Consider the following 24,566-nt stretch of genomic DNA (forward strand, 5'->3'; position numbering starts at 1 on the left):
TCTATTATGTTGTTTCCCTATGTACTAGTTCTGGCAATAACTCTACGTGCTTTACATCTATTTTCTCATCATTAATCTTTTCATATAATAATTCAAATGCCGTTGCGCCGACATTTTTACTACAATACGAAATCGTCGTAATGCCTAAAATATCTGCGACATCTTGATCATCACAACCGATAATCGTAATATCTTCTGGAATACAAATTCCTTGTTTTCTTGCTTCCGTTACCATTCCCGCCGCAATATGGTTGCAAGATACAAGAAACGCAGTTGGTTTCACTGACATACGTGTCCATTCCCTAATCACATTACGCCCATCTTCCACCGTAAAACAGCCTTTAAACTTCCAAGCCTCTATCGGTGCTACAGCAATCTGTTGAAGCGAATCTTCATATGCTTGTTTTCTTCTCTGACTATTAATGCTATTACTCCTTCCAATGCAATACCCAATACTTGTATGGCCGGCATCTATTAAGCTCTTCATCCCGCGCGAAAAGACTTTATAGTAATCAATATGCACACTCGAAATGAAATTCGAGTCTATTTCTTCACACATAACAATTGGACCAAATTTCGTATATTCTTCAAGCTTTCCCTTACTATTTGCTCGGGAACATATAATAACCCCATCAAGCTTTTTCATTTTTAACATATTCAAAATTTCTAATTCTCTTTCCTCACTATAATTCGTCTGACAAAGCATCATATTATAGTTATCCTTTGCTGTTTCCTTTGATATTCCCTCGATAATAGCGCTATAATATTGATCATTTACGTGCGGTAATAAAACACCAATGACATTCGTTTTTCCTTTCACTAAATGAATTGCGTTCACATTTTGCGTATAATTTAATTCTTCTATAATTGCTAAAATTTCTTTTCGTTTCTGTTCATTCACATATGGATGATTATTCAGTACACGTGAAACAGTTGAAACAGATACTCCAGCAAGTTCAGCAATCTTTCTTATATTCGTCATCTCATTTTCCCCTTCTCTGCAAAAATTCTCCCTTGACCTGGTAAGCTTTCCACAATATATCCTTTCCTAGCAAATACATTTTGAAAGGATATACAACTATGCTTCGATTCAAATTAGAATATATATTTTTCATTGGCGGTCTACTCACTCTCGCCATCGGTATTAATATGATGACGACAATTACTTCCTTTGGACTTAGCCCTTATGATTCCTTCTTTATTGCACTATATCAAAATTTCGGGATAAGTATCGGTTTTTGGATTTTCATGATTAACTTTGTATTTACTCTTATCGTACTCTTTTGGAATAAAAAACAAATAACAATTGGTACAATTGTAACGATGGTTCTTATTTCCCTTTTTGTTGATTGGATTGGTTCCATTCCAACTATTATGGACGCTATCCGTTCTCTTCCAAAATATATAACACTTATTTGCGGAAATCTATTCGTTGGAGCTGGGATTGGTCTTTACATCTCTACAAACCTTTGCGCAGCACCTCAAGAAGCTTTCGTTTTAACGGTTGCTGAGAAAAAGAAATGGACATTTAGAAGAACAGAAATTTCGTTAGCGTTTTTATTTTTAACATTAAGCTTCCTATTAGATGGACCTATCTATTTTGGAACAATCATCTTATCCTTTACAACAGGCTGGATTATCCAAGCATTTATTCAAATTGGTACGAAGATTTTAAATAGAAAAGAGCCTATTAAGCAAGCTGCTTAACAGGCTCTTTCTGTTTTATGAGAAGAGATACTACTTAGAATCCCCTTCAATTCGATAGTTTGCTTTCAAACAATCTATTTCTTCATACCCTTGCAACGTATGTAGAATATAATCATAATCAGCAAGAGACGCACGATGCGTCACAATTACAATTTCAGCCTTCCCTTTCTCTTCAAGCGGCATTTGAATAATCTTTTCAAAGCTAACGCCACGCTCAGAGAATAATGAAGTAATTTTTGCAAATACACCAATTTCATCTTTTACATGAAGTCTTAAAAATTTCTTCACAACAATTTCGTCTGGCTCTTTTAATACCTTTTTATACTGCGGGGATACCGCACTATTTCCGTTTACACCTAATCGAATATTTTGCATTACAGCTACTAAATCTGAAACAACAGCTGTTGCTGTCGGTAAACTTCCTGCACCTGGTCCATAAAACATCGTTTCTCCGACCGCTTCACCATACACATATACAGCGTTATATTCGTTTTGTACGGCCGCAAGAGGATGTGTATTTGGAAGTAGTGTCGGTTCAACCGTCACCTCTAATTTTTCACCATCCCGCTTCGCAAGACCGATTAATTTAATCGTGTATCCTAAACTCTTACTGTATTCAATATCTTCTTCTGTAATAGAAGTAATCCCTTTTACCTTCACATCTCCAAGCTCTACATTTGTAGAAAAACCAAGGGTAGCCAAAATCGTCATTTTTCTCGCTGCATCTAAACCTTCCACATCTGATGTTGGATCTGCTTCTGCAAATCCAAGTTGTTGGGCTTCTTTTAACACGTCGTTATATGCTCTCCCTTCATCTGACATTTTCGTCAAAATAAAATTTGTCGTTCCATTTACAATTCCCATTACTTTCGTAATAAGATCTGAAGAAAGTCCTTCTACGATACTTCTTAAAATCGGAATCCCTCCGGCTACACTTGCTTCATAAAACAAATCTGCTTTATTATCTTTGGCTACCGCTAAGAGTTCCGCCCCATGTAACGCCATTAAATCTTTATTGGCAGTCACAACATGCTTCCCGCTCTGTAAGGCTTGCAAAATATATGCTTTTGCATCATCAATGCCACCCATCACTTCGATGACAACGTCAATATTTGGATTATCTAAAATTTCATTTGCATCTTGTGTTAATAGAGTAGAAGGTACCTCTACCTCTCTCTCTTTTTCAATATTTTGTACTAGTACTTTCGTTACTTTTACAGGACAACCTACTTGGTGGATAAGTCGCTCTTGATGATCTGTAATGATACGAACTACACCACTCCCAACTGTCCCAAGACCTAATAAACCAACTTGAATTTCTTTCATAATACTGTCCACCCCTCAAAAATTGTGTTTAGATGAAATTATATGAGTAAAAAATCTGAAAAACAATGTTTTTTGAACATTCGTAAAAATATAAGTTAATCTTTACAAAGAAAACGTTGCCACGTGTTACACAATCTTTTTTTTATAATACATAAGGGGTTTCTTGATACACGTAATAATTCAGCCAATTAGAGAATAATAGATTCCCATGGCTTCTCCACCTTACAAGTGGTTTCTCATTTGGATTATTATGCTTAAAATAATTTTTCGGCACATCAATATTTAACCCTTTTTGGCGATCCCGTTCGTATTCTTGCTTTAACGTATCACAACTATATTCACTATGCCCGAGCGCAAATACTTGCCTTCCTTCTTGCCCAATGACAAGGTGAACTCCCGCTTCCTCAGAATTTGCTAATAATGTTAAGTCTGTCACCTCTCTAATATCACTCTCTCGTACTTCTGTATGACGAGAATGCGGGGCAAAAAACAATTCATCAAACCCTTGTAACAATTTCACATGTTGCTCACGAACTTCATGTTCAAATACACCGAACATTTTTTCCTTAAGAGGATACTTTGGAACACCATAATGATGATACAAGCCAGCCTGTGCCCCCCAACAAATATGAAGCGTAGATGTTACATTCTTTTTTGAATACTCCATAATACGTTTAAGCTCTTCCCAATAATCTACCTCTTCAAAAGAAAGAGTTTCAACTGGTGCTCCTGTAATAATAAGTCCATCAAATTTCTCATTCTCAATATCACGAAATGTTTTATAGAAACTCGTTAAATGGTCCTGCGCTACATTGCGAGACAAATGTGATTCCATATGAAGTAAGTGAACATCTAATTGCAACGGTGTGTTGCCAATTAAACGAAGTAATTGCGCTTCTGTTTCTTGCTTTGTAGGCATTAAATTTAAGATAGCAATTTTCAATGCCCGGATATCTTGTGTTTCTGCTCGCTCTTTCGTCATTACAAAAATATTTTCCTTCTGCAACACTTTGCGAGCTGGTAAATCTCTATCAATTATGATCGGCATGTTCTTTGCCTCCGACTAGCGCTGCTTCTAAATCTGCAATAATATCAGAAACATCTTCTATACCAACCGATAAACGAATTAAATCTGATGTAACGCCAGCTAGACGCTGATCTTCAGCACTTAATTGTCTATGCGTTGTGCTAGCAGGATGTATAACACAAGTTCGTGCATCCGCTACATGCGTTACGAGAGTTGCTAGTTTTACATTTGCGATAAATTCTTTCGCTGCTTCTAATCCGCCCTTAATGCCGAATGTTAAAACACCACTAGCACCTTTTTTCAAATACGTTTGTGCTAACGAGTAATTTTCATTACTATCTAATCCCGGATAATTCACCCATTCAATACGTTCATGGTTAGCAAGCCACTTAGCAACTGCGAGAGCATTTTCACTATGACGCTCCATTCTTAAATGCAACGTTTCTAAGCCGATATTGCTAATATACGCATTAAATGGGCTCATACAGTTTCCGTAGTCTCTTAATAATTGAACACGCGCCTTCACAATATAAGCTGCTGCACCAAAATTTTGAACGTAACTTACGCCGTGATAACTTGGATCCGGTTCAACAAGTTCAGGATATTTCCCATTTGTCCAATCGAAGTTCCCTCCGTCAATAACAATGCCGCCTAAAGAGCTTGCATGACCATCAATATATTTCGTCGTAGAATGAACGATAATATTTGCTCCGTGCTCAAATGCTTGGCATAAATAAGGAGTTGCTAATGTATTATCCACAATAAAAGGTACTTCTAACTCTTTCGCTGCATCTGAAAATTCTTTGAAATTTAAAACGTTCATCGCTGGATTTCCTAACGACTCTGCATAAACAAGTTTCGTCTTATCATTAGCAAGGGCCACAATTTCATCAGCACTTAAATTCGGATTAAAGAACGTAACGTCAATACCAAGCTTACGCAAACTCACTCCAAATAAATTAAACGTTCCGCCATAAACTGTGGAAGAACAAAGCAAGTGGTCTCCGCTACTACAAATATTTAAAACGGCAAGCATAATAGCAGCCTGCCCAGAAGCCGTTGCAACAGCTCCTACACCACCCTCTAAATCCGCTAACTTTTGCTCAAATGCAGCTAAAGTAGGATTTCCAATACGCGTATATATATATCCTTCTGCCTCTAAATTAAATAGCGCTGCTAAATCATCTGAAGTATCGTATTTATACGTTGTACTTTGATAAAGTGGCAAAACACGCGGTTCACCATTTTTTGGTGTATAGCCACCTTGCACACAAATTGTTCCTTTTCCCCATGATTCTCCCATCTCTCATTCTCCTTTCTTTTATACAAAATAAAAAAACTGCTCCTTTCCTGAAAACAAGAAAGGAGCAGTTTGAAAACACGCTCTAAAGGCTCTTTCTTATCTTTCAGGATTATTACCTGCAGGATTTGGCACAATTCCGTTATACGGCTGTTGCCAAGGTTTCATCGGGCCTGTCCCTCCACCTTTTCTTGATAAGACTATGCAATTACCGTTGATTTTATAGCAATAATTTCCTAATGTCAATCAGTTTTTCTGAATGTTCTAAATTAAATACAAAGAATTTGACATGCATAACAAAAGAAATATATTCCATATTCATTTGAAAAAGACCTTTTAAAACCCTCGATTACTATATAAAATTAAGTAAGTAGTTTAACTGTATAACATTTCAAATTCTCACAAGACCTCAATATATTGAATAAGCCAACCTCTCAAAAAGATACTATACATATTCATTTCGCAGGAGCATATTGAATCCTTTCAACATTAAAGCTTACATAACGGAGGTATAACATGACAAATACAAAGGACATGCACTATATACTCGTCCTATACGGCATTCTTTTAGGCTCTATAGTAGGAGCTACAGTCTGGCTATTTTTAGTTACAATAAATATCGGCATTCACTTTATTTGGGGATACTTACCTACTATTTTCGCTTCTCCCCCGTATTACACTATTTGCGTCACAACTATCGGTGGTATTCTCGTTGGTTTAACTCAAAAGTATTTCGGTACATATCCACGTCTTATGCCAGAAGTGATGGGTGAATATAAAAAAACAGGTAGAATTGAATACCGTTTTGTACATAAAGCTACTTTAACTGCGATTATCGTTTTAATATTTGGAGCTAGCTTAGGTCCCGAAGCAGCACTTGTTGGAATTATCGGTGGACTTTGTACATGGGTAGGGGATCGCTTTACATTTGCCTTAAAAGGAATGAATGAACTAACAGAGGTTGGAATTGGCGCTACTTTAAGTGTAATTTTTAACGCGCCGCTATTCGGTTATTTAGCTCCAAATGAAAATGAGGGTGAGCAAATTAACGAATTTTCTAAAGGAAAAAAAGCAATTGTATATTTAGCTACTACTTTCGCTGGTTTTTCCGTTTATTTATTACTTAGTAAATTCGATAATCGCGGATCCTTTATCGTTGATTTTGGGGAAGGTTCCCTTTCTCTTAATGAATGGATCGCCTTTCTACCACTTGCTAGTATTGGTGCTATAGTTGGTTTCTTTTATTTCAAATTTGAATTCACATTAGAGAAATTAATCCATCCCTTCAGGGAATACAAACTATCACTTGGAATTATCGGTGGTATTTTATTAGGAATTACAGGAACTGTTCTCCCGTACACGTTATTCTCAGGAGAACACCAATTAAAAGATTTAGTCGTTGAATGGAGTCATTTATCCTTCTGGGTACTACTTCTTTCAGGTGTTTTAAAATTATGTATTACTGCCGTTTGTTTAAATACAGGTTGGCGCGGTGGACATATTTTCCCAATTATATTTGCTGGATCTAGTATCGGATATGCTATAGCTTCCATTATCCCGATAGATCCAATCGCTTCGGTAGCCATCGTCACGACAGCAATTTCAAGCTATGCATTAAGAAAACCAATTGCTATAACATTACTATTACTCATGTTTTTCCCGCTCAATTTACTATTACCGATGCTTGGAGCGGCAGCGATTGGTAATGCATTTCCACTTCCTAAAAATAACGAAGCTACAAACGAATAAAAATAGGCAGTAGGGACAAAAGTTCCACTGCCTATTTTTATTACACACGTTGCTTCAATAACGCGTATAACTCTTCAAAATTTTGTACTTCATATGTTGGCACAATCTCGCTATTATTTGATTTCTTTTCTGGATTAAACCAACAAGTATCAATTCCCGCTACATATCCACCTTTCATATCAGCACTTAACGAATCCCCAATAATGAGCCCTTCTTCAGGGGAAAAATTAGGAATTCGTTCAAAAACATAATCAAAATACTCTTTCATCGGCTTTTGGAATCCCGTATCTTCAGAAACGAAAATATCTTTAAACAAGGCATGTAATCCTGCATTACGTAAACGTTTATCTTGCGTCTTAGAAATACCGTTTGTCACTATATATAAATCGTACTCACTTTGAATTTGACTTATAAATTCAAACGCACCTTGCATAAGTTGGTCTCCTTCTTCTAAGTAGCTACGATAATTATTTTCGAATAATACTCCATCTACTTCTTCCCCGTACTCTTTAAACAAAATTGAAAACCGCGTATTTACAACTTCATCACGGTTCATTTCACCTTCCTCAAAAGCATCCCAAAGACTTTTATTAATTTTTTTATAGTGCCCTTCAACCTCGCTAGTTAGAGGAATCCCTTTCTCTTCAAACAGCATACGTAACGCCATTTTCTCCGCCTTCTGAAAATCTAACAATGTATCATCTACATCAAATAGCAATGTTTTATATTTTTTCATAAGCCCTTCACACTCTCTTTTCTACAAAAACAAATTTATGTAAATCGTATCATTCCTTCTTGTAAACATAATAGGAGATATCTCATACTAAACATGAGGTGAAAATATGAAAGTCAGCAAAAATAGCGAAGAAATCTCTCATTACATGCAAACTTACAACTTCCATACTCTTTTTTCTTTTGATGTCTTACCGTATGCTGAACTACATTCCTTTCAAAAGAGAGAAAGGATATGTAATGAAGGTGTTGATGTTCCTTATCTTTATTACTTAATTTCCGGAAAAGCGAAAATATATATGAGTCACAAAAACGGGAAGGTCTCCTTAATTAACTTTATTCAAGCACCTTCGTTCATTGGAGAATTAGGGTTAATTGGCGTAGAATCCGTTACGAAAACGGTGGAAGTGATTGAAGATTGTATGTGCTTAGCGCTTCCTCTTAAAGATTGTCAGCATCTTTTGTTGCGAGATGCTACATTTCTACAGAAACTATGTAAATTTATCGGTGAAAAAACAATCAGCCGAACAGAAAGTTACGCCAAAAACAATAGTTATCCGTTCGAAAATCGATTAGCGGCGTTTATTCTATTAACAGAACAAAATAACAGTTATACAGAAAAACATACCGAGGCTTCGGAATACTTAAATGTCAGCTACCGCCATCTTTTATACGTATTAAACCAGTTTTGCCAGCAAAATTACTTAAAAAAAGACGGAAGAACCTATTACATACAAGATCGAATTCAATTAGAAAAACTGGCTGATGAACTTAAAATATAAAAAAGTAGCATTAACGTTTACCTGTTAATGCTACTTTTTTATAGTGACGATTCTATTTTCAATTAAAATTTGCTTGCTACTTTAGCTGCTTCTTCAAGACCAGCTGTAATGATCTCTTCTGCTTTATCTGGGAATTGGTTATGTCCTTCAATAACTACTGTTTCCATATTTGTTGCACCGAAGAAGCCCATCATGCTTGCTACATATTTAACAGCCATTTCTACTTCAGCTGCTGGACCTTCAGAATATACGCCGCCGCGCGCGTTTAATAATGCAATCTTCTTATCTCCAATTAGACCAACTGGACCTTCTGGCGTATATTTAAACGTTTTGCCAGCTCGGTTTAAATAATCAATATATGTGTGTAGCACTGCTGGAATCGTTAAGTTCCATAATGGGAAACCGAAAACGACTTTATCAGCTTCTAAAAATTGATTTAAATACTTATCAGCAACTGCTACTGCTTTTGCTTCCTCTTCAGTTAAATCAAATCCTTTACCTGCTTTGAATGTACCATTAATCATATCTACGCCTACATATGGTAATTCTTCTTTATATAAGTCAAGTTCTACTACTGTATCATTCGGATGTGCTTCTTTATAGTTTGCTAAAAATGCCTCGTATAATTTCACACTAACTGCTTGTTCCGCTGGGCGGTTGTTTGCTTTTACAAATAAAACTGTTGCCATTGTTTTTCCTCCTAGTACTCACTCTTCTGTTGTTATATGCTTTCAAAAAAGGTATCCCTTGTAATTGTTGTTTTGTTGCTTACAAACATATTTTATCTTTATATCAAGACAATTTCGTCCTCACATAGACGTATTTTCCCATAAAAAAAGTCCACCTTCTAAAGGCGAACTAGGTCTTACGACTTTTGTCTTATACAATTCCATTTTTCACTGCATATAATGCTGCTTGCGTGCGATCAGATAAATTCAACTTACTCAAAATACTACTTACATGCGCTTTTACCGTTTTTTCTGTAATAACTAAAACAGAAGCAATCTCTTTATTACTCATCCCTTTAGCTAATAGCTGCAACACTTCATTTTCTCTCGCCGTTAGCACATCCACTTGAATAGAAGGTTCTTCTTCCTTTTCTTCCACAGGTAATGTTTGAGAGAGAAGAGTATTTGCTATATCTGGATGTAATTGAATATTACCTTTATATGCGCTTCGAATAGCTTCAACAAGCTGATCGGGTTCTACATCTTTTAAAATATACCCACTTGCCCCCGCCCTTAACGCTGGTAAAACATGCGCCTGATCAGAAAAGCTGGTTAATACAATTACTTTCACATTTGGATATTCTTTTTTGATGCACGCCGTCGCCTCGACACCATCCATTTCGGGCATATATAAGTCCATTAGTACAACATCAGGATGTGTCTCCCCTACTTTCACTAATGCCTCTTTCCCATTACTTGCTTCTCCAACTAGCTCTAAGTCTTCCTGTGTACTTAAGAAAAATGCTAATCCTTTTAAAACGACTGTATGATCATCAACTAACAATACTTTTATTTTCACAAACTTCCCTCATTTTCACATCATAATGGTACATTTACTTTTACACTTGTTCTTTTCTTATCACTTACAATTTTAATTGTTCCACCGACTAATTCTACTCTTTCGCGCATCGTAGTCATACCGAGTGATTTCTTCTCTTTTATATCCTTCTCTACAAAGCCGTTTCCTTGATCGACTATTTCTAATGATACATTCTTCTCCGTCACTTTGAAATAAATCGCCGCTTCTCTGACATTCGCATGTTTACTTACGTTATTTAAAGCTTCTTGTCCAATTCGCCATAGCGCTTCCTCTACTACACGTGGCAAATCACGAACACCTGTAACTTGTTCCCGAATTTTCAATCCCAAACTTTCACCATATTGTTTTAAAGCTGGTAATAGTCCTTTCTCTAATCCCGCTGGACGTAGTTGCCAAATTAACGTCCTCATTTCTTTTAAAGCACCTTGCGATAACTCACGTATCTCATGCAAAGACTGATCTACCTTTTCGTTTTTCCCCTTTAAGACGGCTTCGGCACCTTTCGTCATAAAAGTTAATGAAAACAACTTTTGTGAAACAGAATCATGCAAATCTCTAGCTAAACGATTACGTTCTTCCAGTCGTACAAATTCTCGGCGCTTTTCATTTAACCTTAAGTTCTCTATCATTAACGATATATGATTGGCTAACGCCTGTACTACATCTATCGTATTTATATCAAATTCTCCATTATTCGAACTTACACTTAGTACGCCAAATATATGATCTTGAATATGTATGGGAATGGCAATAACCGCACGATTAGGATGTACGATATTCCCAACCTGACTCTTTAACAAAACAGGCTCTTCTTTTTTCAGAGCTTCCTGTGCCGCCGACTTCAAATCCTCTTGTATCTCATCTATCTTACATGAGGCTCTTACAGCAAGTTCATTTTCTTCTCTAATAAAGAATACAACTTGCTCCCATAAAAATAACTTCCCTATTTGCTTTACAATCTCCTCTGGCAATGCATTAAATTTATGAATCGTCCTTAAAGCTTGAATAAAGCGGTCTAACTTTACATAATAATGAGCCCTTCTCTTTTCATTTTCATACAATTTTGTACGTTTTAATGCTGTTCCAATTTGGAAAGCAACTGATTGTAATAGCACTAACTCTTCTTCAGAAAAATGCGTTTTACCTGGACTAGCCACATTTAATACGCCAAATTCATCTCCCCCCGCTTTTAGCGGCACTGTCGCATGATGCACAATCCCTTCTGTATCTCCCCAGTTATATTCAATCGCATTATTAATTCTCTTACATTCAATAATATTAACGGCTTTCTCTAGTTTCCCTTCCACAAATCGGTGTAAACACCAACAATTCCCCTCACACATCGGTCGTTTATTTTCAAATCTTAATCCCTCTGGTAATTGATAATCAATTAATTTTGTATATCTGCCATTTTCATCCGCAAGAAATATCCATCCTGTCGTTAAACCTGTTACATTCAACAGTTTTTCCAACACAGCTTGCAGCACATGATATGTATCATTTGAGGTGTTCAACGTCTCTGCAATCTCTTTTAATATAACTAATTCATTTGTACGATTCTCTTGAAACATAATTCGTCTCCTACATACAAGATTTTAAATCGCCCCTAAAGTAAATCATCTACTTTTCACTTTGTACTTATTCGTAACATTGATATAATGGTGAAAACATAGTTTTCATTATATCACTTGAGGGGGATTTCATAATGACATTAAATAAAGCACTTACTATCGCTGGTTCTGACACAAGTGGCGGTGCTGGTATACAAGCAGATTTAAAAACATTCCAAGAACTTGGTGTATATGGAATGACATCTCTTACGACAATCGTAACGATGGATCCACATAACGGTTGGGCACATAACGTATTCCCAATCCCGGCTTCTACATTAAAACCACAATTAGAAACGACAATTGAAGGCGTTGGCGTAGATGCTTTAAAAACAGGTATGCTTGGATCAGTAGAAATTATTGAAATGGTTGCAGAAACAATCGAGAAACATAATTTCAAAAATGTAGTAGTGGACCCTGTTATGGTATGTAAAGGTGCTGATGAAGCATTACATCCTGAAACGAACGATTGCTTACGTGACGTTCTTGTTCCGAAGGCATTAGTTGTAACACCAAACTTATTTGAAGCTTACCAATTAAGTGGCGTAAAGATTAATTCTCTTGAAGACATGAAAGAAGCTGCGAAAAAAATCCACGCTTTAGGTGCGAAATACGTCCTAATTAAAGGCGGTAGCAAGCTTGGTACGGAAACTGCAATCGACGTCCTATATGATGGAGAAACATTCGATCTTCTAGAATCAGAAAAAATTGATACGACAAATACACACGGCGCAGGTTGCACATATTCCGCTGCAATTACAGCAGAACTTGCAAAAGGAAAAACTGTGAAAGAAGCAGTAAAAACTGCTAAAGAATTTATCACAGCTGCTATCCGTTATTCATTCAAGATCAACGAATACGTAGGCCCAACACATCACGGTGCATATCGTAAATTCGTTGCATCAAAAGAACTTGTCTAACATATAAATGAAAACACCCACAGAGTTTATATATTTCCTCTCTGTGGGTGTTTTTTTATAAGCTCTTCTGGTCATCTTATCTTTAAGATGCAGAACTAACCTGATTTCTACCATTTCTTTTGGAGTAATATAATGCATCATCAGCAGCTTGAATAAATCGCTCTGGTGATTCTTCATACACTGAAATTCCTACTGAAACTGTAATTTTTATTTTTGTTCCATTTAGCAATTGAAATGGATGGTTTTCAACAGCCGTGCGAACTTTTTCCCCCATACGCATTCCATAAGCTAATCCTTTCTGCGGTATCAAAAGCGCGAACTCTTCCCCACCCTTTCGAAAAGCCAAATCTGGAAACATTGAAACTTCTCGTAAAATATGCCCCATTTGTTTTAATACTTCATCTCCCGCAGGATGCCCATACGTATCATTTACACACTTAAAGTGATCAATATCTATAAGTAATAAACAAAGTGAATCATTTTTCATACGCTTATTACCAATATGACGATTCATCTCTAAATCAAACTGTCTTACGTTTCCTAAACCTGTCAGTGCATCTATCGTTGCGTATTGCTTCATCGTTTGAAATAACTCATTGGATTGCAATACATAATTTGCGCTTATAAATGTGATATATGCTGCAACACCACTACAAACTAAATATAATGCTACTATAGACATATCCTTAAATAAAATAGAAAGTGGAACCGTTAAAATAGATAAACTATATACATTAAACCAGATCCATCTTTTAAATATAGAAGCTTTCATCCGCCAAATGAAAATAATTCCAAAACCTATCAATACAATTGTATAACAAGCCAATTCAGAGGCTAAAGAGTACTCAGTAAAAAATAATCGGGTAATTAATATAATAGTAACTGTTATACTGCTAGCTATCGGACCTCCAATTATAATTGCCAAAATAACAGCTAAATAACGTAGATCCAACATAATATCTTCAATATGTACACCAAAATGCATCAACAGTACACTTAATATTCCAGTAAGAATACCTACTACACATTTCTGCAAAAAAGAGAACCCTTCTTTTAACGGTTTATCTCTTAAAAGCTGACCTCCAACAAAAATAAAGGAAAGAATAATTGTTGTGTTTACAAATAAGTCCCTTAACATAAAATAATCTCCCTACTTTTCTATCTATCACTTTCCTTATTTTATTGTATACGAAATCCCTATAATTCCCAAAGCTTTTATTTATTTTTTGCTGTTCCACGTGAAACAACAAAAAATAAAAAAGGACGAAAATTCGCCCTTTTTATTAACAACACCGTGATATCTTTCCACCCTTTGCATTAAACCTAGCTTCTTGCACTTCTGCAAAAAATTGTTTTTGACATACAACCTCTTCTTCTGGATGATGCTTTTTCATATGCTCTACATATGTTTCATAACTTGGTACTCCAACGAGTAAACTAATAAAGTGTTTTCTTTGTCTCCATACTTTCCGTAGTCGTTTAAGCATAATAGTTCCTCGACTCACTTTCATCTCTAGAAATATATGGCGCCTCTTTTAGCGGCATCGGCCTATTTCTTAATACTTGAATCCAAATTCGAATTGCAGAAATTAATACAGCGATTACAACTATCATAAAAATCCCGCAAAGCGCTGCATCAATATAATCATTGAAAATAATTTGTTTCATTTGAGCGACATTTTTAGCTGGTGCTAACACTTTCCCCTCATCTAATGCTCCCTGAAACACCTTTGCATGAGATAGAAATCCTATTTTAGGATTTTCATGAAATAGCTTTTGATAACCCGCCGTCATCGTTACAATAAGCAATCCGACAGTTGGAATAAGTGTCACCCAAACATATGCCTTTTTCCCCATTTTGAACAAAATTGTCGTTCCAAGTAATAATGCAATACCTGCTAACATTTGGTTTGCAATACCGAAAAGTGGCCATAATGTATTAATTCCACCAAGCGGATCAACTACCCCTTGGTATAAGAAATAACCCCATCCTAATACGCATAACGTTGTAGCTATCACATTCGCTAATGTAGAATCCGTTTTCCCAAATGGCTTATATACATGTCCTAAAATATCTTGAATCATAAATCGGCCTACACGCGTTCCAGCATCAATTGTCGTTAAAATGAATAGAGCTTCAAAGAGGATTGCAAAATGATACCAAAATGCCATCATCGCTGTTCCACCTATTACTTGTGAGAAAATATACGCCATACCTATCGCTAACGTTGGTGCACCACCTGTGCGTGATAAAATCGTTTGCTCTCCAACGTTTACAGCGAGATCTTTTAGTTCATTTGGTGTAATGGCAAATCCCCATGAGGAAATAACTTGAGCTGCCTGCGAGACATCCGTACCGATAAGTGCTGCGGGACTATTAATCGCAAAATAAGTTCCTGGTGTTAATACACAAGCTGCAATCATCGCCATCGCGGCTACAAATGATTCCATTAACATTGCCCCATAACCGATTGGCTGTGCGTGTCCCTCTTGTTCAATCATCTTTGGTGTCGTACCTGATGAAACGAGAGCATGGAATCCAGACACCGCACCACAAGCAATTGTAATAAATAAGAACGGGAATAAGTTTCCAGAGAAAACAGGACCTGTTCCATCGATAAATTTCGAAACTGCTGGCATTTGTAAATCTGGTGCTACAATTAAAATACCAATTGCTAATCCAACAATTGTTCCGACTTTTAAAAATGTGCTTAAATAATCACGTGGTGCTAAAAGCATCCAAACTGGTAAGGCCGATGCGATAAATCCATATACAATAAGCATAATAGCAATCGTTTCACCGCTAAACGTGAACATGCTTGCAAGCGTTGGATGCTCTGCTACATACTGTCCTCCAATAAGAGACAGTATAAGTAGAATAATTCCGATTACTGACCCTTCTCCAACCCGGCCAGGCCTAATGTAGCGCATGTACACTCCCATTAAAATAGCAATAGGAATCGTTGCTGCTATTGTAAACATTCCCCAAGGACTTCCGACAAGCGCCTTTACTACCACTAATGCTAATACCGCTAATAAAATAATCATAATGCCTAAAATGCCTATCATTGCAATAAGCCCTGTAACAGGACCGATCTCATCTTTAATCATTTCTCCTAAAGATTTACCATTCCGTCTCATCGAAGCAAATAAAATTACAAAATCTTGTACAGCTCCAGCGACAACTACCCCAACAATAATCCATATTGTCCCTGGTAAATATCCCATTTGCGCTGCCAAAATCGGTCCTACTAAAGGGCCTGCCCCAGCAATTGCTGCAAAATGGTGCCCAAATAATACCCACTTATTTGTCGGAACATAATCTTTTCCATCGTTTAATGTATGGGCTGGCGTTTGCCGATTATTATCTAAACCAAATACCTTTCTCGCTATAAATCTACTATAAAAGCGGTAAGCAACTGCATACACACATACCGCAGCTACTAAGAGCCACACGGCATTAATAGTTTCACCTTGTGATAAAGCTATTACACCAAAAGCACCTGCGCCTACTGCTGCAATAACTCCCCATAGTAAAATCGACTTCAATGTTTTCACATACAATCCCCCCAATACTATCGCTTAGTCGGATTGTACTAAATTTTCTGAATATTTAATTTGAATCCTCCTTATCATGAAGGATTTTTAGTTTATCATGTTAAAAAATTCGCATTACCTACTATAATTCAATCTTATTTCGAAGTCGTTTCACATAATTACGACTAACTGGAATCGGTTGCTCATCATATTTATCTAAATACAGATTATATGTGCCATTATAATAAGGTTTTAGTTCTTGTACATATGACATATTAATTAAATAACTTTTATGCACACGTAAAAAATCATATACATTTAGCTTATTTTCCAGCTCCTGAAGTGTATATGTTGAAATATACTGATTATTTGTTGTATAAATTGAAACCGTTTTGTTTTCCTTATTTTTGCTTACATATACAATATCTTCAGGGAAAATATACCGAATTCCCTCTTGACCTTCTATCGGTAGTTTTCGCAAATAACTCTTTGCTTTTTCGCCTTGCTCTTTACACATTCTATATAAAAGGAATTGCAAATCTTCCTCACGAAATGGGCGTAGTAAATAATAAAATGCTTGAAACCGAAATGCCGTAATCGACTCTTCTATATCTTCACCCATAAAAATCAATTTCGTATAACAATTTACTTCCCGTAATAAACTCGCATATTCAAAACCAGTTCCATCTAGTAATTTTGAATTCAAGAAAACAAAATCTGGTGTATGCTTTTTCATGATCAATAATGATTCTGTTCCCGTATTCGCTTCAAAACATTCTACATTCCTTATATTTTCAGTAAATTTTTCAGCTAAACTTCTTCGCTCTTCTGCTTCTTCCATGATCAGTAAAATTTTCATTTCTTCAACCACCTAATTCTTTTGTCCATATGTCTTGTTGTATACATTCGCTTTTATAAGAAACATTCCCTTTTTCTTACTATACCATTATTTATCTAAAAAAACAGAAAAAAGGAAACCACAACGGTTCCCCCTACCCTTTCATTACATTATTTGTAGGAAGTAACACCCACTGAATGCGAAGAAATGAGTATTACTTCCCCAAAAACACAATTGGTGCTGGCTAATAATCAGCGAGGGATAAATCCCTCACCGATTAAACTTTCACCTTATACTAATTCTCGTTGCTTCGTTTCTTGCCCAAGTACAATTACAGCAACTACGCCAATTAAAATTGATCCACAGAAAATCGTAAATATTAGTGATAGTGAAGCCTGTGAAGCAACTAAATATCCTACTAATAGCGGTCCAAGAATACCACCAATACGACCGAATGCTGCTGCCATCCCTGCACCTGTACCACGAATAACCGTTGGATACTGTTCCGGTGTATAAGCGTATAATGCACCCCAAGCACCTAAATTAAAGAAGGATAGTAACATGCCTGCTACGATTAATACCGTTAATGACTCCGCCACTCCAAACAAATAAGCACTACATGCTGTACCGATTAAATACGTAACTAAAACGAACTTACGACCAAGTCGTTCAATAAACCAAGCAGCCGTGAAATATCCTGGCAATTGAGCTAACGTCATAATAAGTACGTACTGGAAACTTTTTATTAAACTAAATCCTTTTAATACCATCACACTAGGTAGCCAAAGGAACATCCCATAGTACGAAAAGACAACAGAAAACCATAGAATCCATAACATAATTGTTGCCTTACGATATTCCCCAGACCAAACTGACTTTACATTTTCGATAACAGATGGTCTTTTTTCAGCCTTTTGAAATCTCGGAGAATCCGGTAAATTCCATCTTAAATATAAAGCATATAATGCCGGAACCGCGCTCAATACCATTGCAACTTCCCAACCATATTTCGGAATAACAAAATACGAGATAAGGGCTGCAATTAGCCATCCACCTGCCCAAAAGCTTTCTAATAGCACAACTATTTTGCCACGTTCATGCGCTTCAACGCTCTCTGATACTAATGTAGACGCAACTGGAAGCTCTCCGCCAAGCCCCATACCAATTAAAAATCGTAAAAAAAGGAACATCGCTAGTGTCGTCGTTAAAGCAGTTAAACCACTACCGATAGAAAATAGTAATAATGTAATAATAAAGACTGATTTCCGCCCTATTTTATCTGATAGTATTCCAAAAACGAGTGCTCCGACTGCCATACCAATCGAATTAATGCTGCCTATCCAGCCCATTTCTTGCGTACTTAATCCCCAATCTTTTTGCAGTGCTACCATTACAAATGAAAGCATTCCAACATCCATTGCATCAAATAACCATCCAAGCCCTGCTATACCAAGTAGCTTTCGCTTCGAAATTTCTTTCACCTTGCCCACAAGAAGTCCTCCTTACACAGCTGTCTTTACACATCATTTTACATGTGTGAATTGTATAAGTAAAATACTTTCGTTCAAAAAATTCTCCTTCATCATTCCCAAAAAATAAAATACTTATCACACTATTTGAGGGCAGTAAGACTCCCACCTCAAAATTCAGCTGAAACAAAAAGGTTAAATTGAAGACCAACTGCCATTAAACGTCCAATTGGTGAGGGTTAACCATCAGTGGTGGATGAGCAAAACCTCACTTTATTAAAAATGACCAAATAAAAAAGTAGCGATATTCCGCTACTTTTTCGAACGCATGACTTCTTTTAAAAATTCCGCTAATACTAACTGACGACGCCAGCGCGTTGGATTACTACACAATCTATAAAACCACTCTAAGTTAATCGCTTGAATCCATTTTGGTGCACGTTTTACCTCTCCAGCCCATACATCTAAACTTCCGCCCACTCCAACAGCCATCTTCGTTTCTAAACGATGCTTATTAGTTTGGATAAAATTCTCTTGTCTTGGGAAACCAAGCGCGACAAGTAATAAATCTGGTTTTGCTTCTTGAATACGAGAAACGATACTCTCTTCTTCTTCTTGTTTAAAGTACCCATCTTGTGTACCCACAATAGATACAGCTGAATATGTCTTCGTTAAATGATCTGCTGCAGCTTGTACAACATGCGATTTTGCACCAAGTAAGAAAACAGATACCGGTTTATTCTCCTCTGATAACTTTGCAAATAGATTACACATTAAATCAAAACCTGCTACACGTTCCTTTACAGGTGTACCTAACATACCACTTGCTTTTACAACTCCAATACCGTCAGGTGTAATTAAATCTGTATTTAATAATGTTTTATGGAATGTTTCATCCTTTTTTGCACACATAACAATTTCAGGATTTGCTGTTACTACCTGAAAAGTATGAGTTCGCTCCAATTCTAGTTGTCCCTTCAAATATTGGATCGTTTCATCCATTGTCATTGTAGAAAAAGGAACACCTAGAATATCAACCGTTTTTACTTCCATGATTAACTATCCTCTCTATTTCAGTAAAAGTTTTTTATATGCATTATAAGTATCTTCATACAAATTCTTTAGCGAGAAATGAGTAGATGCATGAGTATATAAAAGATTTCCCATCGCTTCTAATTCACCATTCAACCATTTTTCATAAGCATTTTCTAACGCGTTTGCTAACGAAGCCGCATCACCAATCGGTACAATCCATCCATACGTATCATCAACTATTAACTTCTTCATATCACCTACATTTGTTGCAATAGATGTTAAGCGTTGATTAGCCGCTTCTAATAAAACAAGAGGGAAGCTTTCGCTATAAGAGGTTAACAAATTAATGTGTGCAGATGCATATAATTCTTTTGAATCTGTACGAAAACCTAGAAAAATCACCTTATCCTCTAAGCCCTTTTGTTTCACCATCTCTTTTAATTCTGCTTCTATAGGTCCATCACCAAGCAAGAGCACCTTTATATTTGGAATTTTAATTTTTTGTAACGCTTCAAATAAAATATCATGACCTTTAACAGGATGAAGACGCGCTACTTGAACAGCTGTAAATACTCCTTCATCGATGCCAAATTCACTTTTATCATAAGGTTTTGCTGGAGTATTATCATACTCGATTCCATTATAAACCGTACAAATCTTCTCTTCTGGTACACCTAGTTTTATTATGTTTCTCTTAAAGTTTTCCGTAATTGCAAAGAATAAATCTACCTTCCTGAAAGAACGTAAATTTAACTTCGTAAACACCCACCCTTTTAATCCTCTCTTCATAAAATCCAACGTTGGATCACTATGGACAGTCATTATCCATTTTGCTTTTATACCTTTTTTCAAGAGGGAGAGATAGAAATTCGCTCGTGCGCCATGTGTATGCACAATGTCAAATTGATTTTCATTAATAAATGATTTTATTCTTGAAAGAATGGATAGGTCGTACCGAGATGATTGAGTAAAAACATGCACTTGAATACCAAGGTCTCTCGCTTCTCTAGCAATTGCACCTTCTTCAAATACCATTAATTCCACTTCTTTCTTCGGAAACTGAGATAAAAGTGAAATAATATGTGTTTTTCCTCCGCCCTCTTCTGCACCAGCATTTATATGTAACACTTTCATTTCCTATTTCCTCCACACTTTTTATTTTTACTTACTATAACAAAAATAAAAGCTAACATGCGCTAGCTTTTATTTTTTAATCATTCAATTTCCAAATCAACAAGTAGGTATGCGCTAATAAGGGCTAAATAAAAACTTACACCCGGTGCCATTAAAACATGACCAGCTATAAATGAAATACCTAAGGCTAAACCTATTCCGGTCATTATTAATGCATATTTCACAGTGAATAATTGTTTAAATTTAGTCAATGCAAGTCTAATAATTTTAAATCCAAAGTATACAAAAGGTAGTAAAAGTAACACAAGTCCACCAATTCCAAATGAATAGAACCAATCATGGAAATCTCGTTCAATTAATTTCGGCTCACCTTTATAATTACCTGAATAACCCATACCTAATACTTTTTGAGAAAGAGGAGCTTTTTCATAGTACTCTTTATACTGCTGTTCAAATAATTCCCTGCCACTAAAAATAATAGCCTGTGTTTCCTCTTTCTGTTCTTTTTCTTTTTCAATTTCTTTCTCTTTTTCCGTCTCAATAACGTGAGGTTTATGTTCTTTCAATTCTTCTACTTGTTTCGCATTTTCTTCCTTCTTCTCATTTTGCAGCTTCTCAATTACTTGAAAATGTAGCCCCATATTTTTCATAAATGGTGAGAAAGGAGTGTATGCCATTACCCCTAGAAAAACAGTCATTGCAATCATACCATTTAATACATATGCATTTTTCTTTGCATCTTTACGTTGCATAAATGCCTGAATAAAACACATGATGAACGCAATAATCATTGTAGCAAAAATCGCTCCAAATCCAACCTTTGTACCAACGGCAAACAATGAAAAAATAATCAAAATAGAAGGAATCCAGCAATATATTTTAGACATACTAGTTGTTTTTTCAATAGAATATAAAACAACTATTGGACAAATAATCGCAAGAATTGAACCTAATTCATTCCCTGCATAAAACCATCCACGTGAACCAACCTTTAACCAATCATAACTGTTATAATCTGTTCCTGTTACAACCGAAACTACCATTACTATATTTATAATTAATGCTGCATAGGCAATATTGTTTCGCATTTTAAAATGCCTATTTTCTTTAAGTGATTTAAAGACCAAAATATAGCAAGTAAACATGATAAACGGATATAAAGATTTCGCTATAAACTTAATCTCTTCCCCTAATACGATAGGATCCTTAACCAATTTATTATTAATTAGTCCTATAGTGAAAAAAGCACCCATTCCAATTATATACAGCAAGTACTTAAGATTCCCTCTTTTCCTAGCTTGGAATACAATGTATATTCCTCCTAGGCCCATGACAAATAGACGCGCAAGAACTCCAATGGTTGTATCAATTTTTAAAACCATTATACAAAATGCCGTGAGTAAATCTAGAATTGGCTGTAACATTATAAAAATCAGTAAGAAATTTTCAAATTTACTACTTATACTGTTTTCCTTTAACATTTAAAGCCTCCATAACTATTACATAATTTCAACCTATAAAATAAACATTTTTTATTCATCTCAAATGTTTATTATAACATAACCTTATTGTTAAACTATCCGATTTATATACCAATTTTTATAATAGAAAAGGTAATAAATTTGTATTTTCAAACGCTTTCTTTCCTAATTTATTCTTTTTTTTTACACGTAAAGAAAATACATTGTTATTTCCAAAACTTTAGTGTATATTTTTTCTCTGGAACATCTTTATAAGGAAGGAATTAGAGCCATGTTATTAATCGATATATTTACGTTTCTTGGCATTATCGCCGCTGCCATTTCTGGTACATTAGTTGGTTTGAAAAAAGATTTAGATTTATTCGGTGTCCTTTGTTTAGCTGTAGCTACTGCGCTCGGCGGCGGTATTATTCGTGATATTATGATTGGTAACCTGCCTCCTGTCGCATTTGTAAAACCCATTTACTTTTTCGTAAGCGTATTATCAGCATTATTTACTTGTATGTTTTTTGAGCGCATCAATAAACTTCAAGTCGTTATTATGCTTTCTGATGCTGTTGGTTTAGGTGTATTCACAGCTATTGGTGCAAATGCAGCAATGTCACATCACGTTGACGCCTCGTTTTTAGTAGTTTCAATGGGCGTCATTACAGGTATTGGAGGCGGTATTTTGCGTGACATTTGCGCTCAAGATATCCCTTACGTATTCCGAAAAGAAATTTACGCAATCGCTTCTATCTTAGGAGCAATTAGCTTCCTAATCACACATGCAATGGGCGCGCACGTATTAGCCTTCTATGTTTGTTTATTAGTAACATTCGTTATTCGTGTCGTGACTGTAATATATAATGTACATTTCCCAGTTTTCTTTAAAACACACGCTAAGATTAATAAAGGCCATTAAGAGGATTCTACATAGAATTCTCTTAATTTATATACAATTCCATATACTGTAGAGTAATTTCATATAACAATATATAATTACGTTAGAATACAAAATTGAAAACGCTTTACAAACAGGGGGAAGAATGATGCTTGGGGTTTTTAAAAAAAATAAAACAAACACCAGTATAATTGAGTTAAGTAAAGGCCAACAAATAATATTTAATGTGCCTGCTAATTCTGAACTAAAAACTCAAATGGATATGCTACATATTTCGAAGGAAGATTTACAAATTGTAAAAGTATTACAGCCGTTTATTTATGAGGAAATAGATTGGATCACTGAAAAATTCTACACCAACATCACAAAACAACCTAATTTAATTGCCGTTATTGAACGCTACAGCTCTATTCCCAAATTAAAACAAACGTTAAAGACACATATTAAAGAATTGTTTAGCGGTAATATGTATGAAGATTTTATTGAACAACGTGCTAAAATTGCAAGAAGACATGTACAAATTGGTTTACATAGAAAATGGTATACTGCAGCCTATCAAGAATTATTCCGTTCCGTCATGAAGATTTTGCAAACTAAAATTTCAACAATAGAGGATTTTTCTTATTCTATAAATGTAATAAACAAATTATTTACATTAGAACAAGAACTTGTTATTGCGGCTTATGAATCCGAATATGAAAGAATTCAAAAAGAACATGAAAAAGAAAAAGAACTGACAGCTATGACGATTACACATATTGCAACAGAACTAGCAGCAGTATCTGAAAAAACAAGTTCTTCTATTCAACAGTTAACATCTAAATCAGAAAATATTGTAGGAATTGCAAAAACAGGTACATCATTAGCCACAACATCAGAAGAAAAGGCTAATAAAGGAAAAGAACAATTAAATCTGCAAAACAAACGTATGGAAAGCATTCAAACAAATATGGAAACTATCATTACTGATACTCGTGAACTTCTCGATATTTCTAATAAAATTAACGAAATCATTGATATCGTAAAATCAATCGCTGAGCAAACAAATTTACTAGCATTAAATGCTGCTATTGAATCTGCACGTGCTGGTGAATTCGGTAAAGGTTTTTCAGTCGTAGCGGGAGAAATTCGAAAGTTATCGGAGCAAACGAAAGAATCTATCTACAACGTTACAAAGCTCGTTGAAAAAACTAATAAACAAATTATCCACGTCTCTTCCTCCGTAGAACAAATTAGCTCTCTCGTATCTGAAGGGACAGATAGTATGCATGCGACAGATCAATATTTCCAAGAAATCGTAAAAGATATGTCTAACTCTAAAGACCAGAATAAAAAAATTGAAAATGAATTAGAAGTTATTTCACAGGTAATGAAGAGTATTCAAGACGACTCCTCAAAAATGGCCTTAACAGCGGATAGTTTGCAGCTAGAACTAAACCGATAAAGCAAACAAATATAAGGGTGGAGATTCTTCATCTCTCCTTTGTA

22 protein-coding genes, 1 pseudogene and 1 riboswitch are annotated in these 24,566 nt (G+C 35.6%); of the genes and pseudogenes, 7 read left to right on the forward strand and 16 right to left on the reverse strand.

Features of this window, described 5'->3' with window-relative positions:
* Nucleotides 1-4: 4 nt before the first annotated feature.
* The gene (locus ACLBWW_RS12085; RefSeq protein ID WP_048542763.1) at nucleotides 5-982 is read right to left on the reverse strand and encodes a LacI family DNA-binding transcriptional regulator; all 978 of its coding nucleotides are present in this window, start codon (nucleotides 980-982) and stop codon (nucleotides 5-7) included.
* A 98-nt stretch (nucleotides 983-1,080) separates the two neighbouring features.
* Here ACLBWW_RS12085 and ACLBWW_RS12090 point away from each other — a divergent pair, with 98 nt between their 5' ends.
* Nucleotides 1,081-1,707, forward strand: a complete 627-nt coding sequence (locus ACLBWW_RS12090; RefSeq protein ID WP_048542764.1) for a YczE/YyaS/YitT family protein — start codon at nucleotides 1,081-1,083, stop codon at nucleotides 1,705-1,707.
* Between the two features lie 30 nt (nucleotides 1,708-1,737).
* Here ACLBWW_RS12090 and ACLBWW_RS12095 read toward each other — a convergent pair whose 3' ends face one another.
* The 3 genes from ACLBWW_RS12095 to ACLBWW_RS12105 all read right to left on the reverse strand — a co-directional run bounded on the left by ACLBWW_RS12095 (nucleotide 1,738) and on the right by ACLBWW_RS12105 (nucleotide 5,363).
* Nucleotides 1,738-3,033 carry a homoserine dehydrogenase gene (locus ACLBWW_RS12095; RefSeq protein WP_048542766.1) on the reverse strand — a complete coding sequence of 432 codons (1,296 nt, stop codon included), beginning with the start codon at nucleotides 3,031-3,033 and terminating at the stop codon, nucleotides 1,738-1,740.
* Nucleotides 3,034-3,175: 142 nt separating this feature from the next.
* Nucleotides 3,176-4,081 (reverse strand): homoserine O-acetyltransferase MetA, encoded by a 906-nt coding sequence (gene metA, locus ACLBWW_RS12100; protein WP_048542768.1) that lies wholly within the window; start codon nucleotides 4,079-4,081, stop codon nucleotides 3,176-3,178.
* A complete protein-coding gene (locus ACLBWW_RS12105) occupies nucleotides 4,065-5,363 on the reverse strand; it encodes a bifunctional O-acetylhomoserine aminocarboxypropyltransferase/cysteine synthase (RefSeq protein WP_000504750.1) in 1,299 nt (432 codons plus the stop codon). The genes metA and ACLBWW_RS12105 overlap by 17 nt, the downstream gene beginning before the upstream one ends.
* A 93-nt stretch (nucleotides 5,364-5,456) precedes the next feature.
* A riboswitch (SAM riboswitch) is annotated at nucleotides 5,457-5,561 on the reverse strand.
* Between the two features lie 315 nt (nucleotides 5,562-5,876).
* On the opposite strand from ACLBWW_RS12105, the gene ACLBWW_RS12110 reads away from it, so the two are divergent.
* Nucleotides 5,877-7,109: a chloride channel protein gene (locus ACLBWW_RS12110; RefSeq protein ID WP_064469937.1), complete on the forward strand. Its 1,233-nt coding sequence runs from the start codon at nucleotides 5,877-5,879 to the stop codon at nucleotides 7,107-7,109.
* A gap of 40 nt (nucleotides 7,110-7,149) precedes the next feature.
* Here the strand turns inward: ACLBWW_RS12110 and ACLBWW_RS12115 are convergent, their stop codons facing one another.
* Complete coding sequence (locus ACLBWW_RS12115) at nucleotides 7,150-7,845, reverse strand: YjjG family noncanonical pyrimidine nucleotidase (RefSeq protein ID WP_048542774.1); 696 nt, start codon at nucleotides 7,843-7,845, stop codon at nucleotides 7,150-7,152.
* 106 nt (nucleotides 7,846-7,951) lie between these two features.
* On the opposite strand from ACLBWW_RS12115, the gene ACLBWW_RS12120 reads away from it, so the two are divergent.
* Nucleotides 7,952-8,623 (forward strand): transcriptional regulator YeiL, encoded by a 672-nt coding sequence (locus tag ACLBWW_RS12120; RefSeq protein WP_447614051.1) that lies wholly within the window; start codon nucleotides 7,952-7,954, stop codon nucleotides 8,621-8,623.
* A 62-nt stretch (nucleotides 8,624-8,685) separates the two neighbouring features.
* Here ACLBWW_RS12120 and ACLBWW_RS12125 read toward each other — a convergent pair whose 3' ends face one another.
* The 3 genes from ACLBWW_RS12125 to ACLBWW_RS12135 all read right to left on the reverse strand — a co-directional run bounded on the left by ACLBWW_RS12125 (nucleotide 8,686) and on the right by ACLBWW_RS12135 (nucleotide 11,742).
* Entirely contained in the window at nucleotides 8,686-9,312 is a 627-nt protein-coding gene (locus ACLBWW_RS12125; protein ID WP_000246726.1) for an FMN-dependent NADH-azoreductase, read from the reverse strand.
* A gap of 190 nt (nucleotides 9,313-9,502) precedes the next feature.
* Nucleotides 9,503-10,150: a response regulator gene (locus ACLBWW_RS12130; protein ID WP_048542779.1), complete on the reverse strand. Its 648-nt coding sequence runs from the start codon at nucleotides 10,148-10,150 to the stop codon at nucleotides 9,503-9,505.
* Nucleotides 10,151-10,170: 20 nt separating this feature from the next.
* Nucleotides 10,171-11,742, reverse strand: a complete 1,572-nt coding sequence (locus ACLBWW_RS12135; protein ID WP_098721123.1) for a GAF domain-containing sensor histidine kinase — start codon at nucleotides 11,740-11,742, stop codon at nucleotides 10,171-10,173.
* Between the two features lie 134 nt (nucleotides 11,743-11,876).
* Here ACLBWW_RS12135 and pdxK point away from each other — a divergent pair, with 134 nt between their 5' ends.
* Nucleotides 11,877-12,701, forward strand: coding sequence for a pyridoxine/pyridoxal/pyridoxamine kinase (gene pdxK / locus ACLBWW_RS12140; protein ID WP_048542783.1), 825 nt, complete (start codon nucleotides 11,877-11,879; stop codon nucleotides 12,699-12,701).
* A gap of 82 nt (nucleotides 12,702-12,783) precedes the next feature.
* On the opposite strand, the gene ACLBWW_RS12145 is transcribed toward pdxK, so the two are convergent.
* The 8 genes from ACLBWW_RS12145 to ACLBWW_RS12180 all read right to left on the reverse strand — a co-directional run bounded on the left by ACLBWW_RS12145 (nucleotide 12,784) and on the right by ACLBWW_RS12180 (nucleotide 22,195).
* Nucleotides 12,784-13,839, reverse strand: coding sequence for a GGDEF domain-containing protein (locus ACLBWW_RS12145; protein ID WP_048542784.1), 1,056 nt, complete (start codon nucleotides 13,837-13,839; stop codon nucleotides 12,784-12,786).
* Nucleotides 13,840-13,984: 145 nt separating this feature from the next.
* On the reverse strand, nucleotides 13,985-14,188 hold the full coding sequence (locus tag ACLBWW_RS12150) for a YbdD/YjiX family protein (protein ID WP_048542785.1): 204 nt from the start codon (nucleotides 14,186-14,188) through the stop codon (nucleotides 13,985-13,987).
* Nucleotides 14,181-16,259 (reverse strand): carbon starvation protein CstA, encoded by a 2,079-nt coding sequence (gene cstA, locus ACLBWW_RS12155; RefSeq protein ID WP_048542787.1) that lies wholly within the window; start codon nucleotides 16,257-16,259, stop codon nucleotides 14,181-14,183. Before cstA ends, ACLBWW_RS12150 begins: the two co-directional genes overlap by 8 nt.
* A 121-nt stretch (nucleotides 16,260-16,380) precedes the next feature.
* Nucleotides 16,381-17,097, reverse strand: a complete 717-nt coding sequence (locus tag ACLBWW_RS12160; RefSeq protein ID WP_048542790.1) for a LytR/AlgR family response regulator transcription factor — start codon at nucleotides 17,095-17,097, stop codon at nucleotides 16,381-16,383.
* A gap of 269 nt (nucleotides 17,098-17,366) precedes the next feature.
* Entirely contained in the window at nucleotides 17,367-18,566 is a 1,200-nt protein-coding gene (locus ACLBWW_RS12165) for an MFS transporter (RefSeq protein ID WP_098067639.1), read from the reverse strand.
* A gap of 291 nt (nucleotides 18,567-18,857) precedes the next feature.
* Nucleotides 18,858-19,598, reverse strand: coding sequence for a WecB/TagA/CpsF family glycosyltransferase (locus ACLBWW_RS12170; RefSeq protein ID WP_048542796.1), 741 nt, complete (start codon nucleotides 19,596-19,598; stop codon nucleotides 18,858-18,860).
* Between the two features lie 15 nt (nucleotides 19,599-19,613).
* Nucleotides 19,614-20,714 carry a glycosyltransferase family 4 protein gene (locus ACLBWW_RS12175; RefSeq protein ID WP_098067640.1) on the reverse strand — a complete coding sequence of 367 codons (1,101 nt, stop codon included), beginning with the start codon at nucleotides 20,712-20,714 and terminating at the stop codon, nucleotides 19,614-19,616.
* Between the two features lie 80 nt (nucleotides 20,715-20,794).
* Nucleotides 20,795-22,195 (reverse strand): O-antigen ligase family protein, encoded by a 1,401-nt coding sequence (locus tag ACLBWW_RS12180; RefSeq protein WP_048542799.1) that lies wholly within the window; start codon nucleotides 22,193-22,195, stop codon nucleotides 20,795-20,797.
* Between the two features lie 271 nt (nucleotides 22,196-22,466).
* Between ACLBWW_RS12180 and ACLBWW_RS12185 the strand changes: the two genes are divergently transcribed.
* The 3 genes and pseudogenes from ACLBWW_RS12185 (at nucleotide 22,467) to ACLBWW_RS12195 (ending at nucleotide 24,522) form a co-directional block, all read left to right on the forward strand.
* Nucleotides 22,467-23,099, forward strand: coding sequence for a trimeric intracellular cation channel family protein (locus ACLBWW_RS12185; RefSeq protein ID WP_000924371.1), 633 nt, complete (start codon nucleotides 22,467-22,469; stop codon nucleotides 23,097-23,099).
* A gap of 241 nt (nucleotides 23,100-23,340) precedes the next feature.
* A pseudogene (locus ACLBWW_RS12190) lies at nucleotides 23,341-23,718 on the forward strand (protoglobin family protein); the annotation flags it as partial.
* Nucleotides 23,716-24,522, forward strand: a complete 807-nt coding sequence (locus tag ACLBWW_RS12195; protein ID WP_370512820.1) for a methyl-accepting chemotaxis protein — start codon at nucleotides 23,716-23,718, stop codon at nucleotides 24,520-24,522. The pseudogene ACLBWW_RS12190 and the gene ACLBWW_RS12195, both read left to right, overlap by 3 nt.
* Nucleotides 24,523-24,566 lie beyond the last annotated feature (44 nt).

It is taken from the genome of Bacillus sp. M5A3_1b (assembly GCF_053345335.1).